This is a genomic window from Streptomyces sp. NPDC055287, from assembly GCF_053646035.1.
Window position 1 is genome coordinate 258,584 of sequence record NZ_JBSHNE010000002.1, and the last position, 17,282, is coordinate 275,865.

Here is a 17,282-nt window from a genome sequence, read left to right on the forward strand (position 1 = left end):
ACCGGCCTCGTGCCACCAGGTCCCCGAGACGCCGAGAGGAGGCGAGCCCAGTGACCAGCTTCATGAACTTCACCAAAATGACCGATCGCTCGGTCGTCGCCACCTGCCCGCTCGGCTCCTCGCTCCGTGGCACCGGTGTGTCCGGCATTGCTGCCGTCCGCCCGGCGTCTCTCGCGAGCCTCCCCGTCCTGGTCCTGGCGCGCAATGAGCGACCGACCAAGGCACCGGAAGCAGCAGTAGCAGCGGCACAGGCGAAGGCCTATGCCTTTGCGGCAGCCGGTGCCGGATCCAAGAAGCAGACGACGCAGCACCACACGATGTGGGCCTTCCGTGGGCTCGAACCCTGGAGTGATCCAGCCTGATCCAGGATCAGGCAGGCGCCTCCAGGGCCGCGGAACCCCACCAGGGATCCGCGGCCCTTCTGTTTTTCCCGAACGGGAGAAACAGAGCGGAGGGGCCTCGGGACAGCAACCGCCACCCGGCCGACCGGCCGGAACGACTCGACGAGGAAACAACCACCGTGCAACTCGAAACGCACGCCCCGTCCGTACCGCCTTCCCAAACGATCACCCCGCCCGGTCTCACGGAGGACTTCACCTTGACTGCCCCGGCCCCCCTCACCGCGCTCTCCGCGCTCGACGACGCCATCGAGAACCTCGGCGTGCCCGTCCCCTGCCGTTCGTACGACCCGGAAGTCTTCTTCGCCGAGTCCCCGGCCGATGTCGAGTACGCCAAGTCGCTCTGCCGCACCTGCCCGCTGGTCGAGGCCTGCCTCGCCGGTGCGAAGGAGCGCCGCGAGCCTTGGGGCGTCTGGGGCGGCGAGCTGTTCGTCCAGGGTGTCGTCGTTGCCCGCAAGCGGCCGCGTGGCCGCCCGCGCAAGAACCCGGTCGCGGCATGAACGTCACCGGCACCATCGACCGACCCCATACGCACGATCCCAAGAAGCAGGCCCCAATGACCTCTTCCCCCAGCGAGCCCTTCGGCTCCGCTACCCATGACGTCACGATCACCGGCGCGAACGACTCGCGTCAGAACAGGAACCGCGAGATGCAACTCATCCCAGAAGCCCTGGCCCGGGCCCATATGCAAGAACGCAGGCGGGAAGCCGAGGCGGAACACCAGGCCGTGCGCCTGGTCGCCGCCCGGCGGATGCAGCGGCGCGCCGAGCGCGTCTCCCTGCGCGCCCGCCGCGCCCTGGCCATGGCGGTCATGCAGTAACAGGCAGGCACCCAGCGGCCCCAGCAGGCCATAGCAGGTGAAGCCCTCCTCGGGGGCCGGTCCGAACAGACCGGCCCCCGAGGTGCGTTGTACCGACCGCCGCGCCCCCGTCGGGGATATCGTCACGGAGTGCTGAGTTCTCCCGGGGAGGACCCCCGGACTCCCGAGCAGCCTCCTGACCCCGCAGAGCCGGGTGACGAGACCATCGTGTGCTCCCGCTGCGGCAAGCCCTCCGAGAACACACCACCGACCTGGACCTGCTCCGTGGAGAACGGCCGCCGTCACTACTTCTGCGACGAGTGCGCGCGCGCCAACCTCAGAGCGATCGAGGGCCGGCTCGATTCGCCCTGGTGGTGAACGGCTCGCTCACGCCCCGGCCGCCGCGCCGTCCTCTTCTCCTTCGGCGACGAAGCCGGGCAGCCACTCCTCGAGTTCCTGACGCATCCGTACGGTCGCACCCAGCTGGCAAAGCACTCCGATGGTGCTCAAGGTCACACGGTGGATCAGCAGGTAGGAGGGGGGCAGATTGAGCTGCTTGCCCAACTGGTGTGCGGGGGAGCGGATGTCGGCGATCCGCGCCGCCTGTTGGCGCATCCAGCCCCGGGTGAACGTGAACTCGTCCGCCTGTGCGGGCTCGATGATCGGCAGCAGATAGTCCAGGACCGCGTCCGGGGCGAGATCGATGGAATCCTTCACGAAGCCCTCCTCGCGGAGCAGCTCGTACACCCCCTCGGCCTCACCGTCGATCGTCATCCGCAGTGAGGCGCCGATCGTGTCGGGCAGCCCGCCGGGCAGCCGGTCCACGGTGCCGAAATCGAGGACCCCGAGCCGCCATTGCCCGACTGCCCCGTCCCTATGGCCCTCACCTTCCTCACCGTCCTCGAGTTCCGCGTCCGCCGCCAGCGGGATCAGCCGGAAGTTGCCCGGGTGCGGGTCCGCGTGCAGCAGGCCCGTGCGGGCCGGCCCGGAGAAGAGGAAGCGGGCCAGCAGCTGCCCCGCCCGGTTCCGCTGTTCCGGTGTCCCGTCCGCGATCACGTCGGCCATGGGTATGCCGTCGATCCACTCGGTGACCAGCACCTGATCGCTCTGGTGCACGACGTCGGGCACGACCACGTCCGGGTCGTCCGCGAACTGCTCCGCGTGCTGCCGCTGGGCAGCCGCCTCCAGTTCGTAGTCCAGCTCCTCCGACACCCGGTCGCGCAGCTCGGTGATGAGCGGCTTGATGTCCATCCCCGGCACCAGCGGGCCGAGCAGCCGGGCGAACCGGCTCAGTTGGTTCAGGTCGGAGAGCAGGGCTTCCCCGGCTCCCGGGTACTGCACCTTGACGGCCACCTCGCGCCCGTCGTGCCACACGGCCCGGTGCACCTGGCCGATCGAGGCCGCCGCCGACGGCTTGTCCTCGAACTCCTGGAACAGCTCGCGCCATTGCTCTCCGAGCCGCTGCTCCAGCACCGCGTGCACCGTGCGGGTCGGCATCGGCGGCGCGGCTTCCTGGAGCTTCGTCAGCGCCGCCCGGTACGGGCCGGCCACCTCTTCAGGGAGCGCGGACTCGAAGACGGACAGGGCCTGCCCCAGCTTCATAGCGCCCCCTTTCAACTCGCCGAGGACCTTGAACAGCTGGTCGGCCGTACGTTGTTGAAGCTCGCGGCCCACTATTTCGGCCGACTTGCCGCCGATTCGCTTGCCCAGGCCCCAGGTGGCTCGACCGGCGAAGCCCAGTGGCAGTGCCGCCAGCTTGGCGGTACGGGTGACCGCCTTCCGGGGAAGATCAGACATGCGCCCCTCCAAATCCCAGACACCCGTGGCCGCCTGCGACGGTCACCCGGCCATTGTGTCCTGTGGCTCCCCAGCGCCCGAGGCGCACTCCCCCCGAGTCTGCCCACCAGCCCCGCAGGGGCAGTCGTGGTGAGGTGACATCCGTTCCTGCCGCCAGTCGAGGAGCGGCATCGAGACCTCCCAGCGGACCCCCGTGGTGGCGGGCAGCTCACCGTCCAGGAAGGAGAGAGCGTGCGCCGCCGCCAGTCCCGCCACCGAGGTCGCCAGGCCGATGTCGCAGGCCGGTACGGGCCCGCCCCGGCCGGAGCGCCACTGCGCCAGCATCCGCAGCCACCCCGGGTCCCGGTCCGCCCACCCCAGCGCCATGCAGCCCGCACACGCACTTCCGCCCGGCAGCACCAGCGGCCCCACCACCCCCGTCGCCTCGGCGACCCCCGCATAAAGATGGGGAGTTCCCGAACGCAGCCACGGCTCCGCGGCCAGGGGATCGGGCGCGTACGCGGCGGCCCCGTCCCGGGGGGCCACGATCACCAGCGAAAGGCCCGGCTCGCCCCCGGCCACGGGCCCCGCCGCTTCCGCGTTCTCCGTCGCACGAGGGGGCCGGCCGGGCGCCGCCGACCGCACCAGCTGCCGTGCCGCCACATCCCGTCGGCCGCCCACCGACTCCGCGCCCAGCCCACCCGGCGCGATGTCCCAGGGCTCCGTACACCCGCCGTCCAGCACTTCGACCCGCCCCACGCCCCCGGCGGCCAGCACCGACGCGATTGTCGCGCCGACCCGCCCGGCGCCCCGCACCTGGACCCGCATCGCCCGCCGCGCCGCCAAGCGCCGTGCCCCGCCGCCCGGTTCGCAGTGGACCACCGAAAGAGAGGCCAGGTCGGGGCGCAGCCGGTCGAACACTTCGGCGCGCCCCCGCAGTTCGTCCGCCCCCGCGCCGCCCGCCGTCGCATCGTCGATCAGGCCCGCCGCCGTCAGCCTGGCCACGAGGTCGTCCACCCGCCCGTCGGGCAACCCCATCGCCCGTGCCTCCTCCCGCAGCAGCGGAAGGCCGCGGGTCCCGTCGAGAAGGCCGAGGAAGCTGCCCGTCGCCGTATCCACCGGGCCCACGGTGACCGCGTGCGTGAGCGTCATGCCGAATTGCACGGTCTGCCGGTCCCGCCATGCGCGCCGCAGCGCGGGCTTCACCATCGGATGCATATCGCCGTCCCCCGTCGGTCAGTCGCACGATCCGCTCTCGGACCTCAGAATGCACGGCGCGGTCAAAGGGTGACGAAAGTTGTCCACAGGTGCTGTGCATTCGTCGTACAAGTCGTACCGGTTGTTCAAATGCCGCACTCCCGGGAGTGGATCGCGTTCGAACCATCCGGAGGTGGGACTTCCGCCACTGACAGCGGGTAACGTCGTGGCGTGCCCGTCGACCCTCTGCACAGTGCGACACCTCAGCCGCCCCGCGGTGCGCGGTCGAGCGCTGTCGAGGTCCGCAGAAGCGCCCGTCGCAGCAGGACGGTCTCCGCGTACCGGGAGGGCGACCGCACGATTGTGCTCATCCCCGACCGGATGTCGGAGGCAGAGGAGCAGCGCTGGGTGACCGTGATGCTCGACAAGCTCGCGGCTCAGGAGAACAAGCGCGTCTTCGGTGACGCCGAGCTCGCCGAGCGCGCCCGCCGGCTGTCCGTCCAGTACTTCGACGGCAGGGCGTGCCCCGTCTCCGTGCGCTGGGTGACGAACCAGAACACCCGCTGGGGATCCTGCACCCCGGCCGAAGGCAGCATCCGCCTTTCGCACCGTCTCCAGGGCATGCCCGAGTACGTCGTCGACTACGTGCTCGTGCACGAGCTCGCCCACCTGCTCGTACCGGGCCACGGCCCCCGCTTCTGGCGGCTCCTGGAGGCGTACCCGCGCACCGAGCGCGCCCGCGGCTACCTCGAAGGAGTGGTCGCCGCCGAGCGGTTGCCGCACCTTCCGGGCGCACGCACCGAGTGACGTTCGGTGATTCTGTACCGAGTGTGTACCGGCTTGGCCGGATGTCGGCATTCGCAGGTTAGCCTGACGCGACGCATTCACCTCGGGATGGGGGACGGTCGTTACGCATGGCCAGGGAATTTCAACGCGGCCACAAGGCCAAGATCAGTGACCTCACAGCGGGTACGGATCTGTACGTAGGTGTGCAGATCGCGGCGCCCGGACTGACCTTCGACATCAGCTGCTTCGGGCTCGACGCCAACGAGCAGCTCTCGGACGACCGGTATTTCATCTTCTTCAATCAGCCGAAGTCGCCCGAGGAGTCGATCCAGCTCCTCGGCACGCAGTCGGGTGACACCGAGTCGTTCCGCGTCACGCTGGACCGCATCCCGGCGAACATCCACCGGCTCTCCTTCACCGCGACGATCGACGGCGCGGGGCAGATGTCGCAGGTGGGGCCCGGATACATCCGGATCGTCGCGGGTGGCGAAGAGGTCGTCAGGTACGCCTTCACGGGTTCGGAATTCACCACCGAGCGCGCCGTGATGCTGGGCGACTTCTACCTCAAGGACGTGTGGCGGTTCGCCGCTGTCGGCCAGGGCTTCGACGGCGGGCTCGACGCCCTGCTGAAGAACTTCGGCGGCGAGGTGGCCGAGGAGCAGTCGGCCGCGCAACCGGAGGGCGCGACCCCCGCCTTCGCCCCGCCGCCCCAGGCAGCGCAGCCCGCACCGTCCTTCGGCGCACCCACCGCGCCGCCGGCCCCCGCGCCCGCCCCGGCCCCGGCGCAGGGCTTCGCCCCGCCGCCGCAGCCTGCCCAGCAGCAGCACCCCGCCCCGCAGATGCACGTGGCACCGACCGTCGCGGCGCCGATGGCGATGCCGCCGCAGGGTGGCGCCGTACCGCCGATGACTCCGTCGCCGTACGGACAGCCGCCGCAGTTCGGGCAGGTCCCCGGACAGGTGCCGGGGCAGGTCCCCGGCCAGGCCCAGCCGGCCGGTTACGGCCAGCCCGCCCCCTACGGCCAGCCCCAGGGCATGCCGCCGGGCGTGCCCCAGGGCGCCCCGCAGGGCGGCGGTGGCCTCGAGGCGGCCCTCCAGCCGTACCGCGAGGCAGCCACCGGCCAGCGCTGGACCCCGCAGAACCAGCAGCTCATGCGCGTCGAACTCGGCATGGGCGGTACGCCGATTCTCGCCCGCCAGGGCAGCATGGTGATGTATCAGGGCAAGGTCGACTTCAGCCACAAGGGCGCCGGCTTCACCGGCCGCATCGTGGGCAACGCGACCGGCCAGGAGATGCAGTTGATGCGCTGCTCCGGGCGGGGCCAGGTCTTCCTGGCGGAGAACGGCGCGAACCTGCATCCCATCGAGCTCCAGGGCGACGGCATCTGCGTCTCCGCCGAGAACGTTCTCGCGTTCGACGAGTCGCTGCAGTACGAGGTCCGCCGCATCGAGGGCCACGGCATCCCCGGCGGTGCCCTGTTCACCATGCAGTTCCAGGGAACGGGCACGGTCGTCGTGAAGACGAACGGCATCCCGGTCGTCCTGCCGGTCACGCCGACCACGTTCGCCGACGCCAACGCCGTCGTCGCCTGGTCGTCCGCGTCCCAGGTGATCCTTTCCAGCCAGGTGCGGCTGCGCCGCAACGCCTACCCGGGCCACAGCGGAGAGACCGTCAACCTGCAGTTCCGGGGAGCGCCCGGAAACTTCATCGTCGTCCAGCCCTACGAGGTCTGAGGGAGCCCGTCATGAATCAGCAACTCGCGGGCTTCGCCCCGACCCCGATCGCGGCCCGTATGGAGAACCACGGGCGCTCGATGCTCAAGGTCGCCATGGCGACCGGCCAGGACCTCTACGCGCGCACCGGCTCGATGGTGGCGTACGAGGGCTTCATCCAGTACGAGCCGAACCCGCCCGCCGTACGCCAGATCGCGTCCCAGTGGGTCACCGGCGAGGGCGCGCCCGTCATGAAGTGCGCTGGTGACGGTCTCCTCTACCTGGCCGACTACGGCGCGGACGTCGTCGTCATCAATCTCAACAACGACTCGCTCTCGGTCAACGGCAGCAACGTGCTGGCCTTCGACGCGCACCTCCAGTGGGGCGTGGAGAAGGTCAAGGGCATGGCGAAGTTCGCCGGACAGGGCCTGTGGAACGTCGAGATCGCGGGCACCGGATGGGTCGCCCTGACCTCGCGCGGTACGCCGATCGTCGTCGAGTGCGGCCGCGGCGAGGACGAGACGTACGTCGACCCCGACGCCCTTGTCGCCTGGTCCCCGAACCTCAAGGTGAAGGGCAAGCGCAGCTTCAAGGCGTCCGCCCTCGTCGGGCGGGGCAGCGGAGAGGCGTACCAGATGGCCTTCTCCGGCGAGGGAATCGTCGTCGTACAGCCGAGCGAGGACAGCACCGACCGCCTGCGGGTCCGGGGCTGAGGGGGAGCGAGAACACACCATGCAGAGCCCGCTTTTCAGTCACACCGAACAGCAGTCCCAGGACCGGTACACGGTGCAGAACCCGCAACTCCTGCGGGTCTCGCTGACCGGCCACGACGACATCCTCGCGCGCAAGGGCGCCATGGTCGCGTACCAGGGGCTCATCGATTTCGACGGCGAGTACCAGTCGCACGGCCAGCGGCGCGCCCGTGCCAATACCGGTGAGGGCCTCGACCTGATGCGCTGCTCCGGGCAGGGCACCGTCTACCTCGCCAATCTCGCGCAGTACGTCCACCTCGTGGACGTCGACCGCGAGGGCATGACCGTGGACAGCGCCTACGTCCTGGCGCTGGACTCCGCACTCCACACCGAGGTCATCGCCGTGGACAGCCAGTACGGCATCTCCGGCACGGGCAAGTACCAGCTCAACATCACCGGGCAGGGCAAGGTCGCGCTGATGACCTCGGGCCAGCCGCTGATGCTTCAGGTCACGCCGGAGAAGTACGTCAACGCCGACGCCGACGCGATCGTCGCCTGGTCCAGCTCCCTGCGAGTGCAGATGCAGGCCCAGACGCACTCGTCGAACGTGCGTCGGCGGCGTGGCAACACCGGCGAGGGCTGGGAACTCAGCTTCCTCGGGCAGGGCTTCGCGCTCGTGCAGCCGAGCGAGGTGATGCCGCCGCAGGACGCACAGCTGGGACAGGGCATCGCCGCGCAGTTCGGCGCGGGCCAGCAGGGCGCCCGTGGCCAGAACCAGAACAACGCCTGGAACTGATCGCCACCCGAAAGGCATAGGTAAGGGGCGGGCTCCAGGGAGTCCGCCCCCTACCTACCTGTGCGCCTACGTCCGTCTACAGCGCCGCGCGGGTCCGTTCCATCAGCCGTACGACCGACTCGTCGGCCACGCCCGCCACCTCGTCGTACGCGAACCAGCGCAGGTCCAGCGACTCCTCGCTGATCGCCTCCACCGCACCACCCGGCGCCAGCGCCGCGTACTGCACGTCGAGGTGCCAGTTGCAGGGCGCAGGAATCGGGTGCCGGTCCAGCCGCACCGGGCCGACGGGCAGCAGCGTCAGCCCCGGGATGCCGGACTCCTCCGTGGCCTCGCGCAGCGCCGCGTCCTCGAGCGTGGTGTCACCCGGCTCGCAGTGGCCGCCCATCTGGAGCCACATGTTCAGCTTCTTGTGCAGCGTCAGCAGCACGCGCCCGCGTTCCGGATCGACGACCAGCGCACTCGCTGTGAGATGTCCGGCCTCGCAGGCCTTCCACATCCCGTCCGGATGCGCCGACAGGTGATCCAGGTACGTCCGGCGCACTTCCTCCTGGTCTTCGTAGCGCTTCAGTACGAGGAGCGCGTCGTCGTGCAGGGTCACTTGTCGCTGTCGCCCTCTGCGTCGTCGTTGTCCTCGCCGTCCGTGTCCTTCTTCAGGTCCGGCTTCTGCCCGCTGCCGCCGGCCGCCTCACCGAGCATCTTGTCGAGCTCGGAGAAGTCCATCTGCTCCCGGTGCACGAACCCGTCCGGGTCGTCCAGGTCCTCCGCCGTCGGGAGCATGTCCGGGTGCTCCCACAGGGCGTCGCGGCCGTCGAGGCCGCGCGCGTCCGTGAGCGAGGCCCACAGCCGCGCCGCGTCCCGCAGCCGACGCGGACGCAGCTCGAGGCCGATCAGCGTGGCGAAAGTCTGCTCTGCCGGACCGCCGGAGGCGCGGCGCCTGCGCAGCGTCTCGCGCAACGCGTCCGCCGACGTGAGCCGGGGCTTGGCCGCCTCGTGCACCACGGCGTCCACCCAGCCCTCGACGAGCGCCAGCGCCGTCTCCAGACGGGCCAGAGCGGCCTTCTGGGCCGGGGTGTCCTCCGGCTGGAACATGCCCTGCTGGAGCGCCTCCTGGAGCTGCTCCGGGTGCGACGGGTCGAGCTGGCCGACCACGTCCTCCAGCTTCGAGGTGTCGACCTGGATGCCGCGGGCGTATCCCTCCACCGCGCCGAACAGATGCGAGCGCAGCCACGGCACATGGGCGAAAAGCCGCTGGTGAGCGGCCTCGCGCAGTGCCAGATACAGCCGCACCTCGTTCTTCTCGACGCCCAGGTCCTTGCCGAACGCCTCGATGTTCAGCGGCAGCAGCGCGGCCTTGCCGGCCGGGCCCAGCGGCAGGCCGATGTCGGTCGAGCCGACCACCTCGCCCGCCAGCACGCCCACGGCCTGCCCGATCTGCTGGCCGAACATCGCACCGCCCATGGACCGCATCATCCCGAGCAGCGGGCCCGCCATGGCCTGCATCTCCTCGGGCAGTACGTCGCCCATGGCCGCCCCGACGCGCTCGGCGACCGGGTCCACCAGCTGCTTCCACGCGGGCAGAGTCGCCTCGACCCACTCCGCGCGGCTCCACGCCACCGCCGTGGCCGCGCCGGAGGGCAGCGAGGTCACGCCGTCCAGCCACAGATCGGCCAGACGCACCGCCTCCTCGACCGCGGACCGCTCACCGGGACTCACGCTGGAGTCCTTGCTGCCGTCGGCGGTGCCCTGCGCGACCGTCTGGCGGGCGATGTCCTTGGCCATGTCCCAGTTCACGGGACCGCCCTCGTAGCTGAGCATCTGCCCGAGCTGCTGGAAGGCCGCGCCCAGGTCGTTCGGGTTCAGCGAACCGAACATCGCGGCGAACGGATTGTCTCCGGCCGCGCCGCCCGAGCCGCCGGGCAGACCGCCGAACCCGCTGAACGGGTTCGCCGGACCCTGGCCACCCTGGCCACCGCCCTCGCTGCCCTTCTTCTTGCCATCGTCGCCGTCCTCCGGCTCCTCCGGCGGAAGGCCGAATCCGAATGGGGTGTCACTCACGGGTTTCCTCGGCTCGTAAGGCCACCGGCTCAGGCCGGCGGCAGCTGCCCGACATCTCCACCCAGCGTAGACACCGAAGCCCGGGAAGGGCTCGGTGCTTCGCCGGGACTCTGCCTGCGGCAGGATGGACGCCACCTGGTACGTACGCGCCAAGGCGTGTACGTACTGAAGACAACCGCTGGAGACGCCCGGTGAGTTCCCCAGATCCGCAGGTTCGCGCATCACAGAGCGCTGAAGTTCGCCAGAGGCGAAACGACTCAACCCCGACAGCCCGCGGTCCCGTCGTCGCGGTCACGGGTGCCGCGTCGGGCATCGGCGCGCTGCTCACCCGGCGCCTTGCCGAGTCCGAGGAGATCAAACAGGTCGTCGCCATCGACGAGCGCCGCGGCGATGTGGCCGAGGCGCAGTGGCACATCCTGGACGTACGCGACCCGGCCATCGCGGAGAAGCTGCGGGGCGCCGACGTCGTGGTGCACCTCGCGCTCGACCTCGACCTCGAGTCGGACCCCGCCGCCCGTACGGCGTACAACGTGCGGGGCACCCAGACGGTGCTCACCGCCGCCGCGGCCGCCGGGGTCCACCGGGTCGTGCTGTGCACGTCCGCGATGGTCTACGGCGCCCTGCCCGACAACGACATCCCGCTCTCGGAGGACGCGGAGCTGCGCGCCACCGCCGAGGCGGCTGGTGTCGGCGACCTCCTGGAAATCGAACGCCTCGGCCGCCGGGCGCCCCGCGCGCACCCCGGTCTGAACGTCACCGTGGTCCGCCCCGCCGTCCTGGTCGGCGGAACGGACACCGCGCTCACCCGGTACTTCGAGTCGCCCCGCCTCCTGGTCGTCGCCGGCTCCCGCCCCACCTGGCAGTTCTGCCACGTCGAGGACCTGGTCGGCGCGCTGGAGTACGCCGCGCTGGAGAAGGTCGACGGCGAGCTGGCGGTCGGCTGCGACGGCTGGCTGGAGCAGGAGGAGGTCGAGGAGCTCAGCGGCATCCGCCGCATGGAGCTGCCGTCCGCGGTCGCCCTGGGCGCCGCCGCCCGGCTGCACCGGATCGGCCTCACGCCGTCTCCGGCCGGGGACCTCGCGTACACGATGCACCCGTGGGTGGTGAGCGTGAGCAGGCTCCACGAGGCGGGCTGGCGGCCTCAGTGGACCAACGAGGAGGTACTCACCGAACTGCTGGAGGAGGTCGCGGGCCGGCACACCGTCGCGGGCCGCCGCCTCGGCCGCAAGGACGCCACGGCGGCGGGCGCCGCGGGCGCCACGGTCGCGCTGCTGGGCACGGCCGCGCTGGTACGCCGCGTACGCAAGGCCAGGGGCCGCATGTAGGACCCTCCATACCCGGGGTCCGTACAGCCGGTCGAAAGCGCTATTCCGCAATGTCAGTGCGGTACGGCACGATGGGCAGCATGGCAGGCACGTACTCCCACCCGGGCGAGCAGGCGGCACAGGACCCCATCCGGCTGCTGGCGATCCGCGACACCCCGCTCTCGGTCGACGAGATCTTCAGAGCCGTCGGGGACGGCGCCGCGGGCGGCACGGCGCTGTTCGTCGGCACCGTGCGCAATCACGACGGGGGTGCCGACGTGGACAAGCTCGGCTACTCCTGTCACCCGTCCGCCGAGGACGAGCTACGCCGTGTGGCCGAAAAGGTCGCCGCGGATTTCCCCGTACGCGCCCTGGCGGCCGTCCACCGGGTGGGTGACCTGGAGGTCGGCGACCTCGCGGTCGTCGTGGCGGTCTCCTGCCCGCACCGGGGCGAGGCTTTCGAGGCCTGCCGCAGGCTGATCGACGATCTCAAGCACGAAGTGCCTATCTGGAAGCACCAGACCTTCTCCGACGGGACGGAGGAGTGGGTCGGCGCATGCTGAGTGATCTTCCCTGAAACCTGGGTGACGCCCAGCCGCCCCGATTTGCGTAACCGGGCCCCTGCCGTGAGCGTTGGACGCACCGGTGGCTAATCTGCTGATCGGCCGAATGCGGTCGGTCCCTAGGGGTCGGGAGGTCGGGATGGCGGCACTCGCGTGGTTGCTGATTCCGCTGTTCGCTGCACTTGGTGCTGCGATATGGGGAAGCTGGGCAGCCAGAAATCGAACGGCCGGCGACGTCTCCGAACTCGCCGGCTACGCGCGGTTCCGTGAGGCGATGGAGAAGTCCCACTCCGGCACCGGTGCCGTCTGACGACGCGTGAAGCGGATCCGACCGTACGTCCGAGCCCACAGGCCCCGTACGGACCGGCCCCAGCGGTGTACTGACAGACCCGTCCCGTACTGTCGTTCCATGCCACGCCGCACAGCGACGATGCTCGCCTCCACCCTCATCCTGATCGCGCTGCTGTGCGCGGGCGTATTCATCACAGTCCCGTACTCGGAGATGTCTCCCGGTCCGACGGTGAACACTCTGGGCGAGGCCAAGGGCGAGCCGGTACTGCAGATCTCCGGTCGCAAGACGTACCCCGCGAGCGGCCATCTCAATATGACGACGGTCAGAGTCACCGGCGCGGACTACAAGATGAACCTCGTCGAGGCGGTCTACGGCTGGCTGGCGCACGACAGTGTGGTGGTTCCGCACGACACCCTCTATCCGGACGGCAAGACGGAAGAGCAGTCGACGCAGGAGAATGCCGAGGAGTTCAGCCAGTCCCAGGAGAGCGCGAAGACCGCCGCTCTGCGGGCCCTGGGCATCCCGGTGCAGACCCGGGTCGTGGTGTCGACCGTTCTCAAGAACAGCCCTGCCGAGGGCAAGCTGCACGCGGGCGATGTCATCAAGGCCGTGGACGGTGCGGCGGTCAAGGACCCCGCGGACGTCGCCAAGCTCGTCACCAAGCACAAGCCCACGGAGAAGGTCGTCTTCACGATCGTCCCCGCCCAGGACGCGGCCGCGGCGGAGAAGGCCGGCAAGGAGCCGGTGGGCACCAAGGACATCGCGATCACCACGGAGAAGGCCGACGACGACGACCGAGCCATCGTCGGCATCCAGGCGGGTCCGGACCACACCTTCCCGTTCAGCATCGACATCAAGCTGGCGGACGTCGGCGGCCCCAGCGCGGGCCTGATGTTCTCGCTCGGCATCGTCGACAAGCTCACGCCCGGTCCGCTGACCGGCGGAAAGTTCGTGGCGGGCACCGGCACGATCGACGAGGCCGGCAAGGTCGGCCCGATCGGCGGCATCGAGATGAAGACCGTCGGCGCGCGCAACGCGGGCGCCCAGTACTTCCTGACGCCCGCCGAGAACTGCGCCTCCGCGGCCGCCGACATTCCCGACGGCCTCACCCTGGTGGAGGTCGAGACGATCGACGACGCGAAGAAGTCGCTGGAGAAGATCCGCGAGGGGGACACGGCCGGCCTGCCGCAGTGCACGACGGGCTGACGGCGCACGACGGGCACGACCACCGGCAAGCGGCGGCCGTGCCCCCACAGGGCGTTGCGGTGGCTACGCCTCGAAGGTCGCGGCCAGGGCCTCGGCGAGACCCGGAACAAGCATCGCTCCGGTGAGCACCTCGGTCGGGGAGTCCTTCTCCCGCAGCCGCAGCGCGGACTCGCGTACGCCGTTGCGCAGCACGGCCACCGTCATGCGGACCTCCTGACGGTCGGGGTGCTTCGCGACCCACTTCGCCAGCTGGGCCTCGTTGAGGCCCTCGGGTACGGACGCCTCGGCGGACGGCGGAAGCATCAGCCGCTCCACCGTCAGCGCGCAGCCGGCCACCGCGTCGGGCCAGGCGATCGTGGCGAGGAACTCGTCGAGCGCGGTGCCCGACGGGATCTCTTCCTGCTCGATGGGCGTGAGCGTGGCAGCCGGCTCACCCTCGGCGAGACCGAGCTGGGCGGCGAGGCCCGGCTCCTGAGCACGCAGCTGGGCGGTGTCGACGAGGGCGAACAGCCGGGCGGGCTGGTCCCAGCCGAGGCCGGAGGTGTATTCGTCGATTTCGAGCACGGCGCGGGTGAGCGGGCTCGTGGCCATGGGGGGCCCGGAGGGGGAAACGTTGGACATGGTCGACATCCTGCCTCCTTCGGACCCCAAAGCGGGAACTGAGTAAAGCTTCAGTAAGTTGCATGAGTGGGCTCTACGATCGCGGAGCCTGCTTCTACGACAGCGAACTTTCGAGGTGCGCACCTTGGCTTTCCAGATGCCGGACCGCGGCGGAGGCCCGACAGGGCCACGGATCAGAGTCGGCCGCCCGTCCCGGCGTGTCCGTACCCTGCTCATGACATTGGGCGTCCTGGCCGTCCTGGCCATGGCTTTCGTCATGTTCGCCGGGTTCTGGACGGACTGGCTCTGGTACCGCTCGGTCAGATATTCGTCCGTTTTCACCACCACCCTGTGGACCAAGGTCGGGCTCTTCACCGTCTTCGGGCTGCTGATGGCCCTGGCCGTCGGCGTGAACATCTGGCTCGCGCACCGGCTCAGGCCGCCGCTGAGCGCGATGTCGCTCGAGCAGCAGAACCTGGACCGCTACCGGATGGGCATCGCCCCGTACAAGAAGTGGGTGCTCGTCGCGGTCACCGCCCTGGTCGGGCTGATCGCCGGCGCCTCCGCCTCCGGGCAGTGGCGTACCTGGCTCATGTGGGTCAACGGTGTGTCCTTCGGCCAGAAGGACCCCCAGTTCCAGCTGGACGTGTCGTTCTTCGCGTTCGACCTCCCCTGGTACCGCTTCCTGCTCGGCTTCGGCTTCGCGGCCGCGGTGCTCTCCCTGATCGCCGCCGCGATGGTGCACTACCTGTACGGCGGCCTGCGGATCACCAGCCCGGGCGGCAGGGCCACGGCCGCAGCGACCGGCCACCTGTCCGTGCTGCTCGGCATCTTCGTGGCGCTCAAGGCCGTCGCGTACTGGCTCGACCGGTACGGCCTCGCTGTGAAGTCCAGTGACTTCAAGGCCACGGGCAACTGGGCGGGTCTGCGGTACGTCGACGCGAACGCCTACCTGCCGGCGAAGACGATCCTCTTCTGCATCGCGGTCATCTGCGCGCTGCTGTTCTTCGCGACGCTGTGGCGCCGCACCTGGCAGCTGCCCGTGATCGGCTTCGGCCTGATGGTGCTCTCGGCGATCCTCATCGGCGGGCTCTACCCGGCGATCGTGCAGAAGTTCCAGGTCCAGCCGAACGAGCAGGCCAAGGAAGCGCCGTACATCAAGAAGAACATCGACGCGACGCGCAAGGCGTACGGCATCGACGACGCCAAGGTGGACGACTACCAGGGCGTGGGCGACAGCAAGGACAACTCGCAGCTGCGCAAGGACGCCGATTCGGCGGCGAGCTACCGGCTGATCGACCCGAACGTCGTTCCGCCGACCTTCGACCAGCTCCAGCAGGAGCGCAAGTACTACCAGTTCCCGACGACGCTGGACGTGGACCGGTACAAGGGCCAGGACACGGTCGTCGGTCTGCGCGAGCTCGACCTCAAGGGCATCCCCAAGCGCAACTGGATCAACGACCACTTCACGTACACCCACGGATACGGCGTGGTCGCGGCCAAGGGCACGGCGGTCAAGCCGGACACCGAGGGCGCACCGGACTTCACCGAGTCCGGCCTGCCGACCGAGGGCACCCTCGGGACGTACGAGCAGCGGATCTACTACGGCGAGAAGACCCAGCAGTACTCGATCGTGGGCGGCCCGCAGAAGGAGCTCGACTACGAGAAGAACGGCGAGCCCACCACGACCACCAGCTACACGGGCAAGAGCGGCGTCAATCTGTCGAACCCGCTGAACCGCGCCGCGTACGCCGTGGCCTTCAGCGAGCCGCAGATCCTCTACTCGGGGGCCATCGGCGACGGCTCGCGGATCCTCTACAACCGCACGCCCAAGGAGCGCGTCGAGGCGGTCGCACCCTGGCTGTCGATCGACGGCGACGCCTACCCGGCGGTGGTCGGCGGACGCGTCCAGTGGATCGTCGACGCGTACACGACCACCAACGGCTACCCCTACGCCTCGCGCACGACGCTGGGGGACACGACGGCCGACTCGCTGTCGCAGACCGACAGCCAGCGCGCGGTGGTCGCCCAGCAGAACCAGGTCAACTACATCCGCAACTCGGTGAAGGCCACCGTCGACGCCTACGACGGCACGGTCAAGCTGTACCAGTGGGACACCGAGGACCCGGTCCTCAAGACCTGGATGAAGGCGTTCCCGGACACGGTGAAGCCGCGGGGCGACATCGCGCCCGACCTGATGGATCACCTGCGCTACCCGCAGGACCTCTTCAAGGTGCAGCGCGAGCTGCTCACCCGCTACCACGTCGAGAGCCCGTCGCAGTTCTACAGCGGCAGTGACGCGTGGCAGGTGCCGGACGACCCGACGACGGGCGAGAAGAGCTCCGTACCGCCGTACTACCTGAGCCTGAAGATGCCGGAGGAGCGGGACCGGAAGTTCTCGCTGACGACGACCTTCACGCCCAACGGGCGCCCCAACCTGGGTGCGTTCATGGCGGTCGACGCCGACGCGTCGAGCAAGGACTACGGCACGATAAGGCTCCTGAGAGTCACGGGCGACGTCCCGGGTCCGCAGCAGGTGCAGAACCGGCTCAACAGCAATGCCGAGGTCGCCGAGTTCGTCAGGAACATGAAGGGCGCCAACTCGGACATCGAGTACGGCAACCTGCTGACGATCCCGCTGAACGACGGCTTCCTGTACGTCGAGCCGGTGTACGCCCAGGGAAACAACGCCTATCCGCTGCTGAAGAAGGTCGCCGTCTCGTACGGCAGGGAGACCGTCTTCAAGAACACGCTCGGCGAGGCGCTGAACGCCGTCTTCGGCGAGGAGGGCGAAACGCCACCGCCGCCGGGTGATGGCGACGGTGACACGACCCAGCCCCCGTCCGAGGGCGACGAGTCGCTGCAGAAGGCCATCGAGGACGCCCAGAAGGCGTACGACGAGGGCGAGGAGGCGCTGAAGAAGCAGGACTGGACCGCGTACGGCAAGGCGCAGGAGAAGCTCCAGGACGCGCTGCAGCGGGCCGCCGACGCCGAGGAGAAGACCGAGGCGCCGGCCAGCCCGGGGGCCGAGGGCGAGAAGCCCGAGAAGCCCGCCGAGCAGGACGGGAAGGGCGACCAGAAGGGCAGCTGAGCTGGGACGTCCCCG

General features: G+C 69.8%; 18 protein-coding genes. 13 read left to right on the forward strand and 5 right to left on the reverse strand.

Going from position 1 to position 17,282, the window contains the following annotated elements:
* Nucleotides 1-62: 62 nt before the first annotated feature.
* From ACWIHY_RS04460 to ACWIHY_RS04475, 4 genes are all read left to right on the forward strand, one after another.
* Nucleotides 63-362, forward strand: a complete 300-nt coding sequence (locus ACWIHY_RS04460) for a hypothetical protein (protein WP_454374411.1) — start codon at nucleotides 63-65, stop codon at nucleotides 360-362.
* A 158-nt stretch (nucleotides 363-520) separates the two neighbouring features.
* Nucleotides 521-898, forward strand: a complete 378-nt coding sequence (locus ACWIHY_RS04465) for a WhiB family transcriptional regulator (protein WP_454374101.1) — start codon at nucleotides 521-523, stop codon at nucleotides 896-898.
* Nucleotides 895-1,218 (forward strand): hypothetical protein, encoded by a 324-nt coding sequence (locus ACWIHY_RS04470; RefSeq protein ID WP_028811771.1) that lies wholly within the window; start codon nucleotides 895-897, stop codon nucleotides 1,216-1,218. Before ACWIHY_RS04465 ends, ACWIHY_RS04470 begins: the two co-directional genes overlap by 4 nt.
* Before the next feature lie 129 nt (nucleotides 1,219-1,347).
* The gene (locus tag ACWIHY_RS04475) at nucleotides 1,348-1,575 is read left to right on the forward strand and encodes a hypothetical protein (protein WP_454374102.1); all 228 of its coding nucleotides are present in this window, start codon (nucleotides 1,348-1,350) and stop codon (nucleotides 1,573-1,575) included.
* Nucleotides 1,576-1,584: 9 nt separating this feature from the next.
* On the opposite strand, the gene ACWIHY_RS04480 is transcribed toward ACWIHY_RS04475, so the two are convergent.
* Both ACWIHY_RS04480 and ACWIHY_RS04485 read right to left on the reverse strand, forming a co-directional pair.
* A complete protein-coding gene (locus ACWIHY_RS04480; RefSeq protein ID WP_454374103.1) occupies nucleotides 1,585-2,994 on the reverse strand; it encodes an ABC1 kinase family protein in 1,410 nt (469 codons plus the stop codon).
* 42 nt (nucleotides 2,995-3,036) lie between these two features.
* Nucleotides 3,037-4,191 carry a ThiF family adenylyltransferase gene (locus tag ACWIHY_RS04485; RefSeq protein ID WP_454374104.1) on the reverse strand — a complete coding sequence of 385 codons (1,155 nt, stop codon included), beginning with the start codon at nucleotides 4,189-4,191 and terminating at the stop codon, nucleotides 3,037-3,039.
* 210 nt (nucleotides 4,192-4,401) lie between these two features.
* Here ACWIHY_RS04485 and ACWIHY_RS04490 point away from each other — a divergent pair, with 210 nt between their 5' ends.
* From ACWIHY_RS04490 to ACWIHY_RS04505, 4 genes are all read left to right on the forward strand, one after another.
* Nucleotides 4,402-4,977: a SprT-like domain-containing protein gene (locus tag ACWIHY_RS04490; protein ID WP_454374105.1), complete on the forward strand. Its 576-nt coding sequence runs from the start codon at nucleotides 4,402-4,404 to the stop codon at nucleotides 4,975-4,977.
* A gap of 107 nt (nucleotides 4,978-5,084) precedes the next feature.
* Nucleotides 5,085-6,689: a TerD family protein gene (locus ACWIHY_RS04495; protein WP_454374106.1), complete on the forward strand. Its 1,605-nt coding sequence runs from the start codon at nucleotides 5,085-5,087 to the stop codon at nucleotides 6,687-6,689.
* Between the two features lie 11 nt (nucleotides 6,690-6,700).
* Complete coding sequence (locus ACWIHY_RS04500; protein WP_454374107.1) at nucleotides 6,701-7,381, forward strand: AIM24 family protein; 681 nt, start codon at nucleotides 6,701-6,703, stop codon at nucleotides 7,379-7,381.
* 19 nt (nucleotides 7,382-7,400) lie between these two features.
* Nucleotides 7,401-8,156, forward strand: a complete 756-nt coding sequence (locus ACWIHY_RS04505; RefSeq protein WP_454374108.1) for an AIM24 family protein — start codon at nucleotides 7,401-7,403, stop codon at nucleotides 8,154-8,156.
* A 76-nt stretch (nucleotides 8,157-8,232) separates the two neighbouring features.
* Here ACWIHY_RS04505 and ACWIHY_RS04510 read toward each other — a convergent pair whose 3' ends face one another.
* Both ACWIHY_RS04510 and ACWIHY_RS04515 read right to left on the reverse strand, forming a co-directional pair.
* Entirely contained in the window at nucleotides 8,233-8,754 is a 522-nt protein-coding gene (locus ACWIHY_RS04510; RefSeq protein ID WP_454374109.1) for an NUDIX hydrolase, read from the reverse strand.
* On the reverse strand, nucleotides 8,751-10,211 hold the full coding sequence (locus ACWIHY_RS04515) for a zinc-dependent metalloprotease (RefSeq protein ID WP_454374110.1): 1,461 nt from the start codon (nucleotides 10,209-10,211) through the stop codon (nucleotides 8,751-8,753). Before ACWIHY_RS04515 ends, ACWIHY_RS04510 begins: the two co-directional genes overlap by 4 nt.
* A 191-nt stretch (nucleotides 10,212-10,402) precedes the next feature.
* Between ACWIHY_RS04515 and ACWIHY_RS04520 the strand changes: the two genes are divergently transcribed.
* The 4 genes from ACWIHY_RS04520 (at nucleotide 10,403) to ACWIHY_RS04535 (ending at nucleotide 13,576) form a co-directional block, all read left to right on the forward strand.
* Nucleotides 10,403-11,536, forward strand: coding sequence for an SDR family oxidoreductase (locus ACWIHY_RS04520; RefSeq protein ID WP_454374111.1), 1,134 nt, complete (start codon nucleotides 10,403-10,405; stop codon nucleotides 11,534-11,536).
* A gap of 80 nt (nucleotides 11,537-11,616) precedes the next feature.
* Nucleotides 11,617-12,078 (forward strand): molybdenum cofactor biosynthesis protein MoaE, encoded by a 462-nt coding sequence (locus ACWIHY_RS04525; RefSeq protein ID WP_454374112.1) that lies wholly within the window; start codon nucleotides 11,617-11,619, stop codon nucleotides 12,076-12,078.
* Nucleotides 12,079-12,217: 139 nt separating this feature from the next.
* Entirely contained in the window at nucleotides 12,218-12,388 is a 171-nt protein-coding gene (locus ACWIHY_RS04530) for a hypothetical protein (RefSeq protein ID WP_454374113.1), read from the forward strand.
* 99 nt (nucleotides 12,389-12,487) lie between these two features.
* Nucleotides 12,488-13,576 (forward strand): YlbL family protein, encoded by a 1,089-nt coding sequence (locus ACWIHY_RS04535; protein WP_454374114.1) that lies wholly within the window; start codon nucleotides 12,488-12,490, stop codon nucleotides 13,574-13,576.
* Nucleotides 13,577-13,639: 63 nt separating this feature from the next.
* Here the strand turns inward: ACWIHY_RS04535 and ACWIHY_RS04540 are convergent, their stop codons facing one another.
* Complete coding sequence (locus ACWIHY_RS04540) at nucleotides 13,640-14,197, reverse strand: PPA1309 family protein (RefSeq protein ID WP_454374412.1); 558 nt, start codon at nucleotides 14,195-14,197, stop codon at nucleotides 13,640-13,642.
* Between the two features lie 136 nt (nucleotides 14,198-14,333).
* Here ACWIHY_RS04540 and ACWIHY_RS04545 point away from each other — a divergent pair, with 136 nt between their 5' ends.
* Nucleotides 14,334-17,267 carry a UPF0182 family membrane protein gene (locus tag ACWIHY_RS04545; RefSeq protein WP_454374413.1) on the forward strand — a complete coding sequence of 978 codons (2,934 nt, stop codon included), beginning with the start codon at nucleotides 14,334-14,336 and terminating at the stop codon, nucleotides 17,265-17,267.
* The last annotated feature ends 15 nt before the right edge of the window (nucleotides 17,268-17,282 follow it).